The organism is Streptomyces sp. NPDC001816 (assembly GCF_042892235.1).
Taxonomy (GTDB): domain Bacteria; phylum Actinomycetota; class Actinomycetes; order Streptomycetales; family Streptomycetaceae; genus Streptomyces.
Window position 1 is genome coordinate 407,719 of record NZ_JBIATY010000001.1, and the last position, 17,219, is coordinate 424,937.

Annotated in this window: 11 protein-coding genes; 5 read left to right on the plus strand and 6 right to left on the minus strand. The window is 71.9% G+C overall.

All coding sequences use genetic code 11. The features are described from left to right. Positions 1-3: 3 nt before the first annotated feature. From treY to glgX, 4 genes are all read right to left on the minus strand, one after another. Entirely contained in the window at positions 4-2,373 is a 2,370-nt protein-coding gene (gene treY / locus ACFYZZ_RS01800) for a malto-oligosyltrehalose synthase (RefSeq protein ID WP_389170164.1), read from the minus strand. A gap of 6 nt (positions 2,374-2,379) precedes the next feature. Next, positions 2,380-4,245, minus strand: a complete 1,866-nt coding sequence (locus ACFYZZ_RS01805; protein ID WP_389170166.1) for a caspase family protein — start codon at positions 4,243-4,245, stop codon at positions 2,380-2,382. After that, positions 4,242-7,757: a CHAT domain-containing protein gene (locus ACFYZZ_RS01810; protein WP_389170169.1), complete on the minus strand. Its 3,516-nt coding sequence runs from the start codon at positions 7,755-7,757 to the stop codon at positions 4,242-4,244. Before ACFYZZ_RS01810 ends, ACFYZZ_RS01805 begins: the two co-directional genes overlap by 4 nt. A gap of 246 nt (positions 7,758-8,003) precedes the next feature. After that, positions 8,004-10,136 (minus strand): glycogen debranching protein GlgX, encoded by a 2,133-nt coding sequence (gene glgX / locus ACFYZZ_RS01815; RefSeq protein ID WP_389170170.1) that lies wholly within the window; start codon positions 10,134-10,136, stop codon positions 8,004-8,006. A gap of 197 nt (positions 10,137-10,333) precedes the next feature. Here glgX and ACFYZZ_RS01820 point away from each other — a divergent pair, with 197 nt between their 5' ends. The 4 genes from ACFYZZ_RS01820 (at position 10,334) to ACFYZZ_RS01835 (ending at position 14,733) form a co-directional block, all read left to right on the plus strand. Beyond that, positions 10,334-11,146 (plus strand): Tat pathway signal sequence domain protein, encoded by an 813-nt coding sequence (locus ACFYZZ_RS01820; protein ID WP_389170173.1) that lies wholly within the window; start codon positions 10,334-10,336, stop codon positions 11,144-11,146. 61 nt (positions 11,147-11,207) lie between these two features. Continuing rightward, positions 11,208-12,554: a copper amine oxidase gene (locus ACFYZZ_RS01825; protein ID WP_389170176.1), complete on the plus strand. Its 1,347-nt coding sequence runs from the start codon at positions 11,208-11,210 to the stop codon at positions 12,552-12,554. Between the two features lie 103 nt (positions 12,555-12,657). Next, positions 12,658-13,899 carry an SAV2148 family HEPN domain-containing protein gene (locus ACFYZZ_RS01830; RefSeq protein WP_389171956.1) on the plus strand — a complete coding sequence of 414 codons (1,242 nt, stop codon included), beginning with the start codon at positions 12,658-12,660 and terminating at the stop codon, positions 13,897-13,899. Between the two features lie 102 nt (positions 13,900-14,001). Further along, positions 14,002-14,733, plus strand: coding sequence for a 3'-5' exonuclease (locus tag ACFYZZ_RS01835; RefSeq protein WP_389170179.1), 732 nt, complete (start codon positions 14,002-14,004; stop codon positions 14,731-14,733). Between the two features lie 10 nt (positions 14,734-14,743). Here the strand turns inward: ACFYZZ_RS01835 and ACFYZZ_RS01840 are convergent, their stop codons facing one another. Together ACFYZZ_RS01840 and ACFYZZ_RS01845 are read right to left on the minus strand one after the other, a co-directional pair. After that, complete coding sequence (locus ACFYZZ_RS01840; protein ID WP_389170183.1) at positions 14,744-15,241, minus strand: YbaK/EbsC family protein; 498 nt, start codon at positions 15,239-15,241, stop codon at positions 14,744-14,746. Then, complete coding sequence (locus tag ACFYZZ_RS01845; RefSeq protein WP_389170186.1) at positions 15,211-16,215, minus strand: DMT family transporter; 1,005 nt, start codon at positions 16,213-16,215, stop codon at positions 15,211-15,213. The genes ACFYZZ_RS01840 and ACFYZZ_RS01845 overlap by 31 nt, the downstream gene beginning before the upstream one ends. Positions 16,216-16,309: 94 nt before the next feature. On the opposite strand from ACFYZZ_RS01845, the gene ACFYZZ_RS01850 reads away from it, so the two are divergent. Continuing rightward, on the plus strand, positions 16,310-17,218 hold the full coding sequence (locus ACFYZZ_RS01850; RefSeq protein WP_386575578.1) for a LysR family transcriptional regulator: 909 nt from the start codon (positions 16,310-16,312) through the stop codon (positions 17,216-17,218). The last annotated feature ends 1 nt before the right edge of the window (position 17,219 follow it).

Sequence of the window (17,219 nt, forward strand, 5' to 3'; positions counted from 1 at the left end):
CCCTCAGTCCTCACCGGTCCGCTCCAGCAGTGCCACCGGCAGCCCCTCGAAAAGGTCCGCCACGCGCGCGTGCCCAGTGAACTCCCTGCCCGGGGTCAGCACGTCCGCCCACCGTCCCGGCGGCAGCTCCAGCTGTGTCTCCTGCCAGCCGCCCGACTCCGTGAGCCGTAGTGACAGGCGGGTCACCGCCGTGATCACCGTGCCGGAGCGCGTGAACGCCACGCAGTGCTCCGCAGCCGGGCCGTGCGCGGTGAGCGGGGTGTACGTAGCCGACGTACCGAAGGCGTCCGGCCGCTGCGCGCGCAGCCGCAGGGCCGCAGCTGTCAGCGCGTCCTTCTCGCCGGGCGCTGCGGGGGGAAACGACACCGGCCGTCGGTTGTCCGGGTCCACCAGGGCCCGGTACTCGCCCTCCGTGCCCTGGTACAGGTCCGGCACCCCCGGCATCGTCAGATGGACCAGCGCGGTGCCCAGGACGTTCGACCGGACGTGCGGCTCCAGTGCCTTGCGGAACGCCACCACCCGCTCTCCCGGCGGCCCGCACGGCCCGGCCGTGACGAAGGCCGCCACCGCGTCCTCGTAGGGCGGCTCCTGCTCCGTCCAGCTCGTGTACATGCCGGCCTCGCGTACGTGCTTCAGCAGCGCCCCCTGGACCCGCGCCTCCTCCGCGGAGCCCAGCCCGAACACCGTCTGCCAGGCCGCCCAGGCCAGCTGTCCGTCGGGCACGCCCTCCTCGGCCAGGGTCACCTCGGCGAGCAACTCCGCCCAGCGGTCCGGGCATTCGGTGAGCACGGCCATGGCAGCACGCACATCGGCGCTGCGCTTGGTGTCATGGGTGGACACGACCGTGCCGGTGTCCGGCCAGTCGCGCTGCACGCGCGCGCAGTACGCGTGGAAGTCCTCCGGGGACACGCCGGGCGCGCCGGGGTCGCCGCCCACCTCGGCCACCGACAGCAGCGGCACATACCGGTAGAACGCAGTGTCCTCCACGGCCTTGGCGCGCAGCGCCGACGCGGTCTGCGCGAACCGGGCGCGGAACTCCGCCCGGTCGGCGTGGTCCGGCGCCGACGGGTCACCGGGCGTCTCGACCAGCAGCCGGCGCACGATGCCGACGGCCTCGGCCTCCTCGGGCACCACGAAGGCCAGCCGGGCCTCCTCGGCGGCCTCCTCGGTGACGACGGCGGCCGCGTCACCGGAGGCGTACGGGCGGTACACCCGCAGCCGGACCAGCAGCTCCTCCAGGGCCGTGCGCAGCGCCCAGGGCGCCCGGTCGCGCAGCGAGAGGTCCGGGGAGGCGGCGCACAGCCGGGCGGCCACCCGGGTGAGCCGGTCGGTCTCGGCGGCCAGCTCGTGCGTGATCACCTTGTAGGCGGCCCGCCGCACCGTGGCCTCCCAGTTGCCGCCCCGGTCCGTCTGCGGCGCCGCGAACGCCCGGTACCGCCCCAGCAGTTGATACGCCCCGGTGCGGTCCGTGAACAGGCCGTCGACGTGGCGCAGGGCGTCGTAGCCCGTCGTGCCCGCGACGGGCCAGGAGGCGGGCAGCCGCTCGCCGTCGGCGAGGATCTTCTCCACGACCGTCCAGCGCCCGCCGGTCGCCTCGTGCAGCCGCTCCAGGTAGCCGTCGGGGTCCGCGAGCCCGTCGGGATGGTCGATCCGCAGCCCGTCGACCACGCCCTCCGCCAGCAGCTGCAGGATCTTGGCGTGGGTGGCGTCGAACACCTCCGGGTCCTCGACCCGCAGTCCGATCAGTTCCGAGATGCTGAAGAAGCGCCGGTAGTTCAGCTCGGTGCGGGCCAGCCGCCACCACACCGGGCGGTACCACTGCGCGTCCAGGAGCTGCGGCAGGGGCAGTTCCTCGGTGCCCTCGCGGAGCGGGAACGCGTGGTCGTGGTAGCGCAGGACACCGCCGTCGACCACCAGGTGGTCCAGTTCCGTCCCGAGCGGACCGCCGAGCACGGGCAGCAGCAGGCGTCCGCCCTGCGCCTTCCAGTCGATGTCGAACCAGCGCGCGTACGGCGAGCCGGGTCCCTCGCGCAGCACCTCCCACAGGGCGTGGTTGTGCCGGGGTGCCATGGCCATGTGGTTCGGCACGATGTCCACCACCAGACCGAGGCCGTGCTCCCGCGCGGTGTGCGCCAGAGCGCGCAGCCCCTCCTCACCGCCCAGTTCCTCGCGCACGCGCGCGTGGTCCACGACGTCGTAGCCGTGCGGGGAGCCCGGGACGGCCTCCAGCACGGGGGACAGGTGCACGTGCGAGACGCCGAGCGAGGCCAGGTACGGTACGGCCGCCGCGGCGGCGCCGAACGGGAACGCGGGCTGGAGCTGCAGCCGGTAGGTGGCCGTGGGCACCCCCGGTCCGGGTCGCGCAGAAGTCATGGAAACCTACGTACCCAGCCCGCCGTCTTTCGTGTCATCGCCAGGAGGCCGAGGCTCTACTTCGGTGTCGCAACGGAGCACCTTGTAGCGGAAGCCATCGGCCAGTGCCGGACCGGCGTCCCGAGTACCGGTGAGGATCTCGCCGGCCACGCGCTCCAGGCATGCGGGTACGGATCCCCGTTGCGCCAACCAGCCGGGGGTGGCCAGAGAAGACAGGTCTGCTGCGCGGTCGGCTGCCAGGACGGTCAGGGTTTCGGGGCGCGGACCGTCGTAGGGCACGTCCTGCGGCCAGTAGATGTCGACCCAGCCGGAGTTCCACACGTCGCCCGCCCGGCCTGCTGCCTGCAGCAGGCAGCCACTGGGCTCGTCATGGGTCACCAGCGCGGTACGTCCGCTCAGCCCGACATCCAGCAACCACAGGAAGAGCGGATACGGAGAGTGGTTGACGACCTGGACGCGGTACTGATCACCCTCTGTCAGCCGGCCGCCGGAGCGCAGCCGCTGCGGCGGCCGGCCGTCTGACAGTCGCTCGAACACGGCTTCGACTTCGGCGTCCAGTCGCGCCTCGCCGACACCGTCCGGTAAGGCGCGAAGCCGTTCGCCTCTGGCGAGTTCTTCCAGCAAGCTCAGCAGATGCTCGACGTGGGAGGGATCGTCAGGGACGGGCGCGCGGAAGGCGAACCCGGCGCGGTCGGTGACGACCACGGAGGAGTCCCGGGTGCGGACCGTGGCGAAGGGCCGGTCGACGGGCCCGGCTTCCGCCAGTCCGGCCGAACGGGGGAGGGCCGGCCGCAGAGCATCGACCAGCGGCCCGTCGCCGTCCAGAGCGATGTGCTTGCGGACGTGGGTGCGCACGAGCACCGCGTGAAAGCCCGACTCCGGAGACTCGGGAGGTGGCTCCAGCTCGGCGTCGGCGCCGAGGACCGCTGTGACCTTGGCCCGTGGCGCTTCGTCAGGGGCTTCACCCGGCTCGGTGAGGGCTACGACGTCGTCCTTCGCCAGTCCCAGCACTGCTCCGCCGGGCACCACCAGTCGGTGCCCGCGCCACAGGAGCGGCAGTTGGCGGGCATGAGCTGTCGTTGTCGTGGAGAACGGCAGCCGGGCGGAGTGCGGACCGCCGAGGTCCGGGCGCTGCGGCATGCGCTGTGCCACCCGGTCCTGGACCTGGGCCATCAGTACGGCCCAGGGAACCGGGTGCTCCCGGGTGGCATCCAGCAGATGGGCGAGTTCCTCGGTGAACAGTCCGTGCCGCTTGCCGGGCCGGCGCAGGCTCGGTGCCTCATAGGCCCGCTCGTGCCGTTGACAGGCGGTCAGCCGTACGACCGAGGGGTCCGGCGCCGAGAGCTGGGCGGCGAACAGCCGGTCGGCCCGGGTCAGAGCCGCATCCGGGGGGACGTCGTGGCTGACGGACCGGACGGCTGTCCGAGGGTCGCGCACGGCGCCGCCGGCATGGCAGCAGTCCAGTACGACGGTGACGTTGGGTGTGATCGCGGTCAGCCCGCGGACGGCGGCGGTCAGCTCTTCCACCAGCAGGCCGCGGAAATCGCCTGTGGTGGTGTCGCTCAGGTCCGTGGGCACCAGGTAGTGCAGATAGGGAGAGCGGCGCGCGCGGGCTTGCTCGGCGGCGTCGGGCCGGTCCTGGAGCGAGCCGTGGCCGGAGTAGTACAGCACGACCCCGTCCTGTGGCCCGGTGTCCCGTGCCAGCGCGTCGAGGGACTCGATGATGGCGTGGTAGCAGGCGTCGTCCTCGACCCGGGCCCGGATGTCCTCGAAGCCTCGGCCGTGCAGCGCCTGTTCCATGAGCTGGACATCGTTGTGCACCCCGGACAGGCCGAAGGTCTGGGCGCCGATCAGCAGGGCGCGCAGCGTCATGCCATGGCCTCCTGGGTGCCGATGTGGATGAACGGGGACCAGTGGAAGGGGTGCTCGGGTGGGAGCCGGCGAGCCGGGCCGCTGTCGCGCACGGTGCCGCGTCCGTCCCCGGCGGGCTGCGGGCGGTCCGCCTCGGCTGCCAACGCCGCGTATTCGGCGTTCCGCTCCGCTGCGGTCATCGCGCGGACCTCACGTTGGGCCTCGGCCAGGGCCTGAGCCACGCCGGGGCCGGGGCCGTCGGGAAGGCGGGGGCGGGCGGCCGCCAGATGCCGATACATGCGGATCATGGTCAGGCAGCCGCTGATGTCGTCCACGGGCCACAACGAGACCACCGCATGACGGGCGCCGGCCACCAGAGCCGAGCGCGCCAGCCCGAGGACATCGCCTCCGGAAGCGGTGCCACGGCCGGTGTGGCAGCCGGAGAACACCAGCAGCTCCGGACCGGCATCGGTGCTCAGGCCGTACAGGTCGCCGACGCTCAGCCTGTCGCGGCCGGCAAGGACGAGGTGATTGCGGTTGGGCGACAGCTCGTCGACCGTGCCATGGGTGGCCAGGTGCAGGATCCCGCGTCCGGCGGCCGCCCGGGTGACCGCGTCGAGGGTGGCGCGGGGGCCGGTCAGCTCATCGGCCCCGGGAAGGAGAGCGGCCGCATGGTGCACCTCGACGGCGGTGCCCGGGACCGGTGCCATCTGGGCCGCCGGGTCGGTGGCCGGATCCGCGACCAGCAGAGCGTTCCACGCGACTGAGGTTGCCAGCCCCGGAGGGCGGCGGGTGAGTACGGAAGCGGCGGGCAGGTAGGACAGCGTGCGACGGTCACCGAGTACGCCCCCGTCCCACGGCAGGGCCTGGAAGGGCACCAGGAACAGGGCTGGGGGCGGCGCCAGCAGCACCCGCTGATAGTCGCGCAGCTCCCCGGCGAAAGGAGCCAGCAGCAGCTCGGCCAGATCCGCGCCGGCGCTCCGGGCGCCGCCCAGGCCCGAGCACCAGGAATGGAAACGCCGGGCGAGCCCCTGTCCGGCCACGGCCCACTGACGTGTCCGTACGACACGCAGCCGGTCGCGGGTGACCGCCCACGCGACGAGGTCCTCACCGAACAAGTGGTACTGCAGCAGCAGAACACCCGGTGGGAGGGCCGCCGCCACCGCTTCGGCGGTGACGCGGTCCGCACCGCGCCAGGCGGTGAGCGCCGCAGGGGCGACCTGCCGGACGGCGCGTTCGGCCTCGGCCAGCTCCCGCTCGGCGCGCTCGCGGAGGTTCGCGGCACCCGGCGACGGCGCGACCACGGCAGCGGCGTCGGCCGGGCCTGCGGAGCCCCGTTGGCGCAGGCGCGCCACCTGGTCCTCGTACACGGCGGACCAGCGGGAGTCGGCGCGCAGCCAGGACCGTACCGCGCGTTGTTCCGCCGGTCCCCGGGCCACATCCAGAGCGAGGACGCTGTCGAGGAATCCCGAGCGGACGCGCTCGGCCAGAGCGAAGGCGGCCCGGGCGCCGGGGCCGCCCGCACGGGCACCGGTCCCCTCGCGGGTGACACCGTCGAGCGCCAGGTGGGACAGCAGCGCGGTGTGATAGAGGCTCATCACCGCTGCGTCACTCGCCACGGAACTGCGCAGCACATCCCGTGCCAGCCGGGCGCGATGACTCTCGTAGTGGGCGAGGGCTTCCTCGCCCAGCCCCAGCGCCGTGGAGTGGTCGCCGTTCGATGCCGCGACTTCGGCCTTGAGCCTCGGCAGCTCCCAGGGCCGGTCCTCGACGGCCTGCGCAAACGCATCCAGGCCGGGCGCGGCACGCGCGGCCTCCGGCGCCTGTCCCAACAACAGTCGCAGCGAGGTGAGCAGCCATGGGTCCAGCGCCTTGGATGCCTCCAGCCAGTCGACCAGCTCACGGGCCTCGTCCATACGGCGTAAAAGAACAAGGGTGGACACGATCGTCATGGAGTCCCCGCAGCCGAGCGCCCGGTCCAGGGCCTCTTGCGCGAACATCTGGGCCCGCTCGTCCAGTCCGGCCATGGTCGCAGCCCGAGCCCGACAGTAGGCGGCGTAGGCCCGGGCACCGTCGGGCGAGGCAACGGCTCCCTCGTCAAAGGCAGGCTGCTCGGCCTCGTCCTCTGCGGACGGCCCGGCGGGCGGACGGGGCTGCGCTCGCTGCGGGGCCGCCTCCAGCAGCCGCTCGCTGCGGTCGGCGGCCAGGGCAAGCAGATCGGGGTCGGCCAGGGCGACGGCGGCGTTGGTGAACCCGAGACCGGCCATCCTGGCGTCCGAGTACGCGATGCGGTGTCGATCCCCGTCACGGTCTTGTTCCCGGGCCTGCGCCAAGGCGGCTTCGCACCGCGCCAGCTCCTCCTCGGCAAGCACTGCCGCCGACAGCTGGTGCCTGGCACCCTCGGCGCTGTGCCGGGCAGCCCCTGCGGCCGGCTTCCCGACGAGCGCGTCAGCCACATGCTGAGCCTGGGCGGCGCGGGGGGCATCCCCCGCCGAACTCCACCGCGTGGCCTGTGCGGAAACCAGCGCGGACAGACCTTGCAGCCAACCTGCGTTGCCGACCGTCGCACCCCATTCCCGTACCGCCTCGCACACCGTGTCGGGAACGTCGGTGCCGTCCTCGATCCGGTCGAGCCAGGAGTGAACCTGAACGAGAGCATGCAGCGCACCGTCCCCCGCCTCGGCGGCCAGTGTTTCCGCCTCGTGCAGGAACCCGCTGCGGTCGGCGGCCGCGCCGCGCAGCCGGGCGGCGTGGGCGCGGCGCAGCAGGGCAGCGGCCACGCCCCGACGGCAGCGCGCTCTGCGGTAGAGGCGCGCCGACCTGGTCCACAACCGATCAGCTGAGCCGAGGTCCGCAGTGACCGGCAGGTCCTCGGCGGGGCGACGTTGTTCCACGCCCCCTTGCAGGCCCAGAGCCCAGTCCCCGGAGACCATCGCCGCCCAGCCGTGGAAGGCGAGGTCACCTGCCGGGGCCGCGCCGAGGGCGGCTTGGTAGCGCTCCACAGCCTGATCCGGAGCGCCGGCCCACCGCCACAGATCCGCTGTCAGGAGGCGAAGGGCGGCACTCACCGACGCGAAGAGAGGGTGGTCGGCCTCACGTCGGGTGAAACGGTCATCGAGCAGTCTTTCTTCCACCACTCGGACCAAGTCGAGGGAAAGGTCGTCCGGTTGGGTGCCCAGAGGATGGACGTCCGCGTCTGCCGCCGCACCCAGGCTGCATTGCACGGACAACACTGCGGGAAGGACGATGCCGGCCACGAAGGTGAGCAGCCAGGGGAGCCCGGTGGGGGCCTTGTCCAGCGCTTGACCACCCCGCGTGGTTATCAGCGCGGATTCCATGAGCAGACGCGTGTCCCTACGGGAGTTACTCCACCCGCCGGGGCGGTGGTCGAGTTCCAGGGCCCGGGCCGCGTCGCGCAAGGTTTCGGTGACCGCAGCGGACTCGGGCGGCAGGGATTGCAGCGAGGCATCCAGTGCGTCAAGGACGGCACGAGCCTGTCGCGGCTCACCGGCGGCCAGGGCTGCCGCGGCCACGGCCCAGCTCCGGCCGGGCTCACACGTGCTCTCCAGCCGCAGCGAGGCCGGATCTGGGCCATAGGGCACTGGGAGCGGCAGACACAGCGACGATGGCAGGCCGTACGGTTGCGTCCCAGTCACGGGCGGCACTCCTTGTCACGCTTCAGGACGGTAATCGTCCGATCAGACCGTGCACATGATGCCGAACACCTGGACACTACCGGCGAGTACCAGTAAATCGCGTAAATGCACGACCTCTTGAACCTAGGCCGGCCGCTGCAGCACCGTCAGGCTCCGGTCCGGCAGGGTGATGCGGTCGCCGGCCGCGACCTTCGCGCCCGTTCCCGGTGGCACCCCCTCCGTGCGGGCCGTGTCGACGACGACCTGCCACTGCCGGCCGTGGTCGACCGGCACCAGGAAGTCCAGCGGCCCGGGTGAGGCGTTGAACATCAGCAGGAAGGAGTCGTCGGCGATCCGCTCCCCGCGCGGACCGGGCTCGGAGATCGCGTTGCCGTTGAGGAACACCGTCAGCGCGGACGCCTGCGCCGAGTCCCAGTCCCGCTGGGTCATTTCGGTGCCCTCGGGGGTGAACCAGGCGATGTCGGACAGCTCGTCGTGCGTGCCCTCCACCGGCCGCCCGTGGAAGAAGCGCCGTCTGCGGAACACCGGGTGGTCCCGGCGCAGCCAGACCATCGCGCGGACGAACTCCAGCAGGTCGCCGCCGTCCCCGTCCCGGCCTTCGTCTCCGTCCTCGGGCCAGTCCACCCAGGACAGCTCGTTGTCCTGGCAGTAGGCGTTGTTGTTGCCGCGCTGGGTGCGGGCGAACTCGTCGCCGTGGCTGATCATCGGCACGCCCTGGGAGAGCATCAGCGTGGCGGCGAAGTTGCGCATCTGGCGGGCGCGCAGCCCGAGCACGTCCGGGTCGTCGGTCTCGCCCTCGACGCCGCAGTTCCAGGACCGGTTGTGGCTCTCGCCGTCCCGGTCGTCCTCGCCGTTGGCCTTGTTGTGCTTGCTGTTGTACGAGACGAGGTCGTGCAGCGTGAAACCGTCGTGGCAGGTCACGAAGTTGATGGAGGCGAGCGGGCGGCGGCCGTCGTCCTGGTAGAGGTCTGAGGAGCCGGTCAGCCGGGAGGCGAACTCGGCGAGCGCCCGGGGCTCGCCCCGCCACAGGTCCCGGACGGTGTCGCGGTACTTGCCGTTCCACTCGGTCCACAGCGGCGGGAAGTTGCCCACCTGGTAGCCGCCCTCGCCCACGTCCCACGGTTCGGCGATCAGCTTCACCTGGGAGACCACCGGGTCCTGCTGCACCAGGTCGAAGAAGGACGAGAGCCGGTCCACCTCGTGGAACTGCCGGGCCAGGGTCGCCGCGAGGTCGAAGCGGAAACCGTCGACGTGCATCTCGGTGACCCAGTAGCGCAGCGAGTCCATGATCAGCTGGAGGACGTGCGGGGACCGCATGAGCAGCGAGTTCCCGGTGCCCGTGGTGTCCGTGTAGTAGCGGGGATCGTTCGCGAGGCGGTAGTAGGACGGGTTGTCGAGGCCCTTGAAGGACAGCGTCGGGCCCAGGTGGTTGCCCTCGGCCGTGTGGTTGTAGACGACGTCCAGGATGACCTCGATGCCCGCCTCGTGCAGGGCGCGGACCGCCGACTTGAACTCCAGGACCTGCTGGCCGCGGTCGCCCCAGGAGGCGTAGGCGTTGTGCGGGGCGAAGAAGCCGATGGTGTTGTAGCCCCAGTAGTTGCTCAGGCCCAGGTCGACCAGCCGGTGGTCGTTCACGAACTGGTGTACGGGCATCAGTTCCAGTGCCGTCACACCGAGCTTGGTCAGGTGTTCGATGATCGCCGGGTGCGCGAGCGCCGCGTACGTGCCGCGCAGCTCCTCCGGCAGGCCCGGATGGCGCATGGTCAGGCCCTTCACATGGGCCTCGTAGATCACCGTGTGGTGGTAGTCGGTGCGCGGGAGCCGGTCGTCGCCCCAGTCGAAGTACGGGTTGATCACCACCGAGGTCATGGTGTGCGGCGCCGAGTCCAGGTCGTTGCGCCGCTCCGGGGCGCCGAAGTGGTAGCCGTACACCTCCTCGCCCCACTGGACGGCCCCGCTGATCGCCTTCGCGTACGGGTCGAGCAGCAGCTTCGCCGAGTTGCAGCGCAGTCCGCGCTCGGGGGCGTACGGGCCGTGCACCCGGAACCCGTACCGCTGTCCCGGCATGACGCCCGGCAGGTACGCGTGCCGCACGAACGCGTCGCTCTCGCGCAGTTCCACCGCCGTCTCCGAGCCGTCGTCGTGCAGCAGACACAGCTCCACTCGGTCGGCGGCCTCCGTGAAGACCGCGAAGTTGGTTCCGGCGCCGTCATAGGTGGCGCCGAGCGGATACGCCTCGCCAGGCCAGACCTGCATGGACACGACTCTTCCAGGTGTGCCGCCCCGCCGGGGCCGCGTTGACTCCGAGTCTGCCCGAAAGTGAGGGAACCTCCTGTGACTTACGCCCCTCTTACCGGCCGACCAGTGCATACGGAGAAGGGACTACCTGCCGTGTGCCGAACCAGTGGGGCAGACACGTACTCCCGGGGATGTTGGGGGAGTAGGGGGAAGATGTGCGCGAGATAGTGCACCGCCATCTGGGCAAGGTGGTGGCGGGCGCGGCCCTGGCGGTGGCCGGGACCGCGGTGATGGTGGGGATCACCCTGCCGGGCACGGCAGGGGCCGACGAATCGGGAGGACCGGGCAGCGGCACACAGGCCGCGCAGCAGGCGGGTCAGGGCTCGGACGCGGTTCAGCCGGGTGTCGTGGAGCAGGCGCCCGCCGAGGGGAAGAAGGGCACGGGTCGTGACCCGCTGACCGACGACGAGATCAACCGCGTCGCGAAGCTGGCCATGAACCAGCAGCTGCTGAACACGGGCGAGAACGTCGACGGCGGCCGCGGCCCGCAGCGCCTGAGCGTCGACCTGGCCGACCCGGAAGCGAACGAACTGGACGACCCGAACGCGCCGCGCCGGGCCGACGTGACCTTCTACGACTACAAGACGGACACGCTCGTCACCAAGACGGTCGACCTGGACACCGGCAAGGTCGAGCACACCGGCACCCAGCACGGCGTCCAGCCGCCGCTGAGCCGTGCCGAGAACGCCGAGGCGGCGAAACTGCTGATCGCCGACCCGCTGGGCGCGGACCTCAAGGCGGACTACAAGGACGCCACCGGCCACGAGCTGACCTCTCCGGACCAGCTGCTGCTCAACGGCGCCGTCTACCGGGCCACTTCGGGCGGCCAGCCCGCCGTGCTCGACAAGTGCGGCGAACACCGCTGTGTGCGGCTGTTCCCGAAGATCAAGAACGGCCCCTGGATCGACGCGCGGTGGCTGGTCGTCGACCTGAGCGCCGGCAAGGTCGCCAAGCTCGACCGCCGCTGAGCGACAGCGGCCCACCGTTCACTTTTCCAACTTGCTCGTCCTGCAAGGGAGCCTCTTCGTCATGCCCGTACAGCGTTCGATCGGCGGCCTCCGGCCGCGGAGAATCAGCCGTGCCCGCGCGCGGGCGGCCGTCGGCGTCACTGTGGCGGCACTGGCCGCCGGTGCGACGGCCGGTGCCGGACCGGCCGTCGCCCAGCCCAAGGCCGCGCCCGCGGCGGCCGCCGACTGCAGCGCGGCCTACAAGATCGAGCAGAAACTCTCCAGCGGCACCACCTGGCGGATGTGCTGGCGCTACGACAGCAAGGCCGGCCTCGTCCTGGAGAACGTCTCGTACCAGCCCAAGGGCGAGACCAAGCCGATCAAGGTCCTCAACAGCGCCCGCCTCGCCCAGATCGACGTCCCCTACGACGACGGCAGCGTCGAGTACGACGACCTGACCGGCTTCGGCTTCGCCCAGGGACTGGTGAACCTGGCGCCGGGCGAGTGTCCGGGCGGCACCATCAAGAAGGTTCGCGTCCCGGATGCCTGGGACCCGCAGCACCCGGACGTCAACGGCCTGTGCACGACCACGCGTTCGCGCGGCCACGCCTACCGCATGCAGGGCGACAGCGCCAACAAGGTCTTCCAGGCGCAGGGCAAGGACCTGCTCGTCTACACGGTCAACCAGGTCGGCTGGTACGAGTACATGACCGAGTGGCGCTTCCAGGACGACGGCACCGTCAACATGAACGTCGGCGCCACCGGCAGCCTGTCCTACGACGACTACGACGCCGGCGACGGACGCGGCTGGCCCATCGGCAAGGGTGCCAAGGCCTACGCCACCAGCCACAGCCACAACGTCTTCTGGCGGCTGGACTTCGGCCTCGACGGCTCCTCCAAGACGAAGGTCGAGCAGTACGACTCGGCCGTCACCGCGCCCGCCCACGGCCAGCAGGCGCCCACCAACAAGACCACCCGCACCAAGGTCACCAAGGAACTCGCGGGCGACGCCAAGACCTACCGCTGGTGGCGGATGGTCAGCGCGACCGGCAAGAACAAGGACGGGCACGCCCGTTCGTACGAGATCGTCCCCGGCCCCACCACGAAGTACCCGGGCCGCAGCTTCACCAAGCACGACGTGTACTTCACCGAGTACAACAAGTGCGAGCAGTTCGCCAGCAACAACCCGGGCGCCTGCCCGGCCGGGGCGGGCAAGTCCGTCGACAAGTGGGTCAACGGCCAGACGCTCACTCACCCGGTGGTCTGGATGAACGTCGGCTTCCACCACATAGCCCGGGACGAGGACCAGCAGCCCATGCCGATCCACTGGCAGGGCTTCGCCATCTCCCCGAGGGACGTCACGGCTATGAATCCGCTCACTCCGGACGCGCTGGCGTGGCAGAACGGCCACTGGCGGCCGCGTAGTTGAGAAACCGACCTGTCCATCCGGCTGCACCGCCGACCGCTCCCGGAGTACCCTTCCTTGATCGTTGAGACGGGGAAGGCCCGGGGTGGCGGAAGGCGGTGCGCGGGTGGGCTCGGGAGGGCTGGAGCTGCCCCCTGGTGACGAGGGTCACGAGGGAAACTCCACAGACGTCCCGCCCGGCGCGGTGTCCCTGGCCCGCCCGATGGACGCGACAGGGTCCATCGGGCCGGAACTGGACTGGGACGCCGACGCCTGGCTCGAGGTGCGCACCCGCGCCCAGCGGGCCGGCCGGGCCTACATCTGGCTGAACCTCGTCGAGCAGCGGCTGCGCGCGGTCGTGGCCGCCGTGCTGCGCCCCATCTACGAACCCGTCCACGGCGACGAGTGGGTGGTGGCCGCGGCCGGGCCCGCCGGACAGGAGTGGGTGCAGCGGGCGGTCGCCGTCCGCGAGGTCAGCCGCCGCAAGGGCTATCTGCTCGACCCGGCCGACGACAACGTGCTCAGCTTCCTCACGCTGCCGCAGCTGCGCGAGCTGATGGTGCAGCACTGGCCGTGCTTCGAGCCGTACTTCGACGAGCGCCGCGACCTCGAACTCGCCCTGGACGAGCTGGAGGTGACCCGTAACGTCGTCTCCCGCAACCGGGCCCTGTCCGGGGCGGTCCTGGACCAGGCCGAGCGGGCCTCGGCCCGGCTGCTGGAGACGCTGGGCGCGGGCGGCGACGTGCCCTCCGCGCGCCGGCTGCCGGTCGACGCGGTCGAGGACCTGGTCGGCGACCGGTACGCGGACGTCGTCGCCGTCCACCCCGACCGGGTGCGTCTGATGCGCCAGTTCCCGGCCGAGGACATCTTCGGGGGCGCCCGCCGCCTCGACGCCATCGGCATCGGCCTCAACCTGCTGGTGCAGAACTTCTCCGGACGCCGCCTGGTCCGGCTCGCCGAGTCCGGCTGCCGGGTGCGGCTGCTCTTCCTCAACCCGGCCTCCAGCGCGGTGAAGCGCCGTGAGCGCGAACTCGGGATGAAACGGGGCGAACTGAGCCGGTCCGTCGAGATGAACATCCTGCACATGCGTCGGGTGCGGTCCCGGCTGCGCGACCCCGGCGCCTTCGAGATCCAGGTCTACGACGAGACGCCCCGCTTCACCGCCTACCTGGTGGACGGCGACGGCGCCGACGGCATCGCCGTGGTGCAGTCCTATCTGCGCGGGGCGCGCGGGATGGAGTCGCCGGTGCTGGTGCTGCGCAACGGCAGCCGGCTGGTCAAGTCGGACGATGTCGTCGAACCCGGACTCTTCCCGATATACCGCGAGGAATTCGAGCTGGCCTGGGTGGATTCGCGCCCGGTGTCCTGAGCCGTCCACCCCGGCAAGCGGAGCGCGGCCCTCGGATTGTCAGTGCCGCGTGCGATGGTGGAGGCCACTGGGGGAAAGCACCACCAAGAAGGGGGGCCGCCCATGGGCTGGCACCGGGAGCTGCTGATCGGCTTCGACCTGGAGACGACCGGGACCGATCCGCACGAGGCGCGCATCGTCACCGGCGCGGTGATCGAGGTCAGGGCCGGTGAGCCGCTGGGGCGCCGGGAATGGCTGGCGGATCCGGGCGTGGAGATCCCGGCCGACGCGGTCGCGGTCCACGGCATCAGCAACGAACGCGCGGCCGCCGAGGGCAGCCCCGCCGACCAGGTGGCCGACGCCATCGCGGACGTCCTGGTCTCCTACTGGAAGACGGGTGTCCCGGTCGTAGCCTACAACGCGGCCTTCGACCTCACCCTGCTCTCCGCGGAGCTGCGCAGGTACGGCCTGCCGTCGCTGTCCGACCGGCTCGGCGGCCGCGCCCCGGCCCCGGTCGTCGATCCCTACACCATCGACCGCTGGGTCGACCGCTACCGCCGCGGCAAGCGGAACCTGGAAGCGGTCTGCGCCGAGTACGGCATAGTCCTCGACGCGGCCCACAACGCCTCGGCCGACGCCCTCGCCGCGGCCCGGCTCGCCTCCGCGATAGCCGACCGCCACCCGAAGATCGCGTCCCTGGGCCCGGCGGAACTGCACCGCAGACAGATCGACTGGTACGCCGAGTGGGCGGCGGACTTCCAGGCGTTCCTGCGCCGCAAGGGGGATGCGGACGCGGTGGTCGACGGAGTGTGGCCGCTGCGGGAGCCGGCGGACCTGGCGGACGAGAAGGTCTGAGCCGGGCAGGTCAGGCAGGCGCGGGGCTCGCGATGCGGGCCACCCGCGGGCCGGCGAGCCGCGCGTAGTCGTTGCCGGTGAGGCAGAGCGAGCGGTCGAGCCGGGCGGCGTTGAAGTACAGCCGCGGCCGGGCGACGACGTCCGGGTCGGCGACGAGTTCGAGTTCGGGATCGAAGCTGAACGGCAGCACGGTGCCGGGCACCGAGCGGGCGAGCCGCTCGGCGGTCGCGGCGTCGCTGAAGCCGACGTACCGGGCCTCGAACAGCGCCTGCACGGCGTCCAGATCCACCCGTCGGTCCCCGGGGACGACCGCGAGGACGTGGCGCGTGGTGCGGCGGTCGACCTTGACCCGCAGCACGATGCACTTCGCGGCCTCGCTCACCGGATGGCCGCGCAGTGCGCTGACGGTCTCGGTGGCGCCCTCGGGCGCGTGGTCGATGAGGCGGTAGGCGACGCGGGAGGCGTCGAGCAGGTCGATCAGCTGCTGGTAAGTGTCGTGGTCCGGCATGGGGCCTCTTCTCCGGTCCTCTCAGGGGATGTGGCGGGCGCGGATGCGCGGGCTGGTTCGGTGGTACCGGGACCGAGGGCGGTCGCGGCGTTCTCGGCCATCCGGTGGGCGCGTTCCACGGCCTGGCCCCAGTAGGTGCCGGTGACCATCAGGGCCGCACCCAGGGCGGTGAGCGGGGTGAGATGTTCGCCGCCGAGGGCGATGCCCACCGCCGTGGCCCAGACGGGCTCGGTGCCGAGCAGCAGACTGGCCCGGCTGGCGGAGGTGCGCTGCACCGCCCAGGTCTGGACGAGGAAGGCGAACACGCTGCAGAAGAGGGCGAGATAGACCAGCTGGCTCCAGGTCGCCGCGTCGGCTCGGGCCAGCGCCGGAAGGTCGCGGGCGGCGGGTACGAGGAACAGCGCGGTGCCGACCAGGGTCTGCACCGTCGTCAGCTGCAGCGGGCGGATCGCCCGGCCCGCGGTGAGCCGGCCCACGAGGGCCACGTGCACCGCCCGCACGCAGGCCGCGGCGAGCATCAGCAGGTCCCCGAGGCGAGGCGCGTGGAAGCCGTTTCCGGACATGAGCAGACCGACGGCCAGGACACACACGCCGGCCGCGGCGAAGAAGGCGGGAGGCGGACCGCCGCGGCGCCCGGCGCGGTCGAGGAGCGGGGTGAGCACGATGGTGAGGCTGATGATCAGACCCGCGTTGGCGGCCGTGGTGTGGGCGACGCCGTACGTCTCCACGACCAGGACGGCGGCCTGGGTGATCCCGAGCGGCAGCCCCACACGCACCTCGTCACGGGTCCATCCGCGCAGACCGCCCCGGGCGGCGACGAGGCCGAGGCAGGGCAGCGCGGCGAGGGCGTAGCGCGCGAACAGGACGAGGAGGACGGGCAGGGCGCTCGCGGCCGTCTGGGCGGACAGATAGCTGGAACCCCAGACGAGCGCGACGAGCACGAGTACCGCGTCGGTACGGCGGGCGTCGGTCACCCGCCCACGATGCACCGCCGGGATATCTGAAGCCCAGAACCACTTTCTTAAACGATCTTTTAGCCGGCCTACATCGTCGTCCTACACTGACGGCGTGGACGAACGGCAGCTGAGAATCCTGCGGGAGCTGGGCGAGCTGGGCAGTGTCACCGCGGTCGCCGAGGCGCTGCTGGTGACGCCGTCGGCGATCTCGCAGCAGCTACGGCTGCTGCAGCGCTCGATCCCCGTGCCGCTCACCGAACGGCAGGGGCGGCGCCTGGTGCTCACCGACGCCGGGCAGGCGCTGGCGGACGCGGCCGTCGAGGTGGAGTCGGCGCTGGCCAGGGCCCGGCACGCGGTCGAGGAGTTCGCCGGCAGGCCGGACGGCGAGGTGTCGGTGGCGGCGTTCCACAGCGCGGGCGCGGCGTTCTTCCCGCTGCTGCTGCGCGGCCTCGCCGGGCCCGGCGCGCCGACGGTGGCGCTCGCCGACGAGGACGTACCGCAGGAGGACTTCCCCCGGCTGACCCGCGCCTACGACCTCGTCCTCGCCCACCGCCTGGTCCACGCCCCGCCCTGGCCGCGCACGGTGACCGTCACCACCCTGCTGCACGAACCGCTCGACGTGGCGATGCCGGCCGGGCATCCGCTCGCCGCCAAGCGGCGGGTGACCCCGCGCGATGTCGCCGACCTGCCGTGGATCACCGTGCACGACGGGTTCCCGGTCATGGCCACCATCGAGGCCATCGCCGCGGCGGCCGGCCGAAGACTCCGTCTGGCCCATCGCATCAACGAGTTCGCCGTGGTCGCCGAGGCCGTCGCCGCCGGGGGCGGGATCGCGCTGATGCCGCGCTGGACCATGCGCCCGCATCCGGCACTGGTCCTGCGGCCGCTCAGCGGCGTCCAGGCCACACGGGACATCGACGTCCTGTGCCGCCCCGAGCGCACGGCCAGAAAGGCGGTCCGCACGGTCCTGACGGAACTGAGGCGGGCAGCACGCACGATCCAGGGCGAGGAGACTCCCTGAG

What these genes read in the sequence shown, in the direction of transcription:
- treY (WP_389170164.1), bottom strand. Translation starts at nt 2,373, where the DNA reads ATGACTTCTGCGCGACCCGGACCGGGGGTGCCCACGGCCACCTACCGG.
- ACFYZZ_RS01805 (WP_389170166.1), bottom strand. Translation starts at nt 4,245, where the DNA reads ATGACGCTGCGCGCCCTGCTGATCGGCGCCCAGACCTTCGGCCTGTCC.
- glgX (WP_389170170.1), bottom strand. Translation starts at nt 10,136, where the DNA reads ATGCAGGTCTGGCCTGGCGAGGCGTATCCGCTCGGCGCCACCTATGAC.
- ACFYZZ_RS01825 (WP_389170176.1), top strand. Translation starts at nt 11,208, where the DNA reads ATGCCCGTACAGCGTTCGATCGGCGGCCTCCGGCCGCGGAGAATCAGC.
- ACFYZZ_RS01835 (WP_389170179.1), top strand. Translation starts at nt 14,002, where the DNA reads ATGGGCTGGCACCGGGAGCTGCTGATCGGCTTCGACCTGGAGACGACC.
- ACFYZZ_RS01840 (WP_389170183.1), bottom strand. Translation starts at nt 15,241, where the DNA reads ATGCCGGACCACGACACTTACCAGCAGCTGATCGACCTGCTCGACGCC.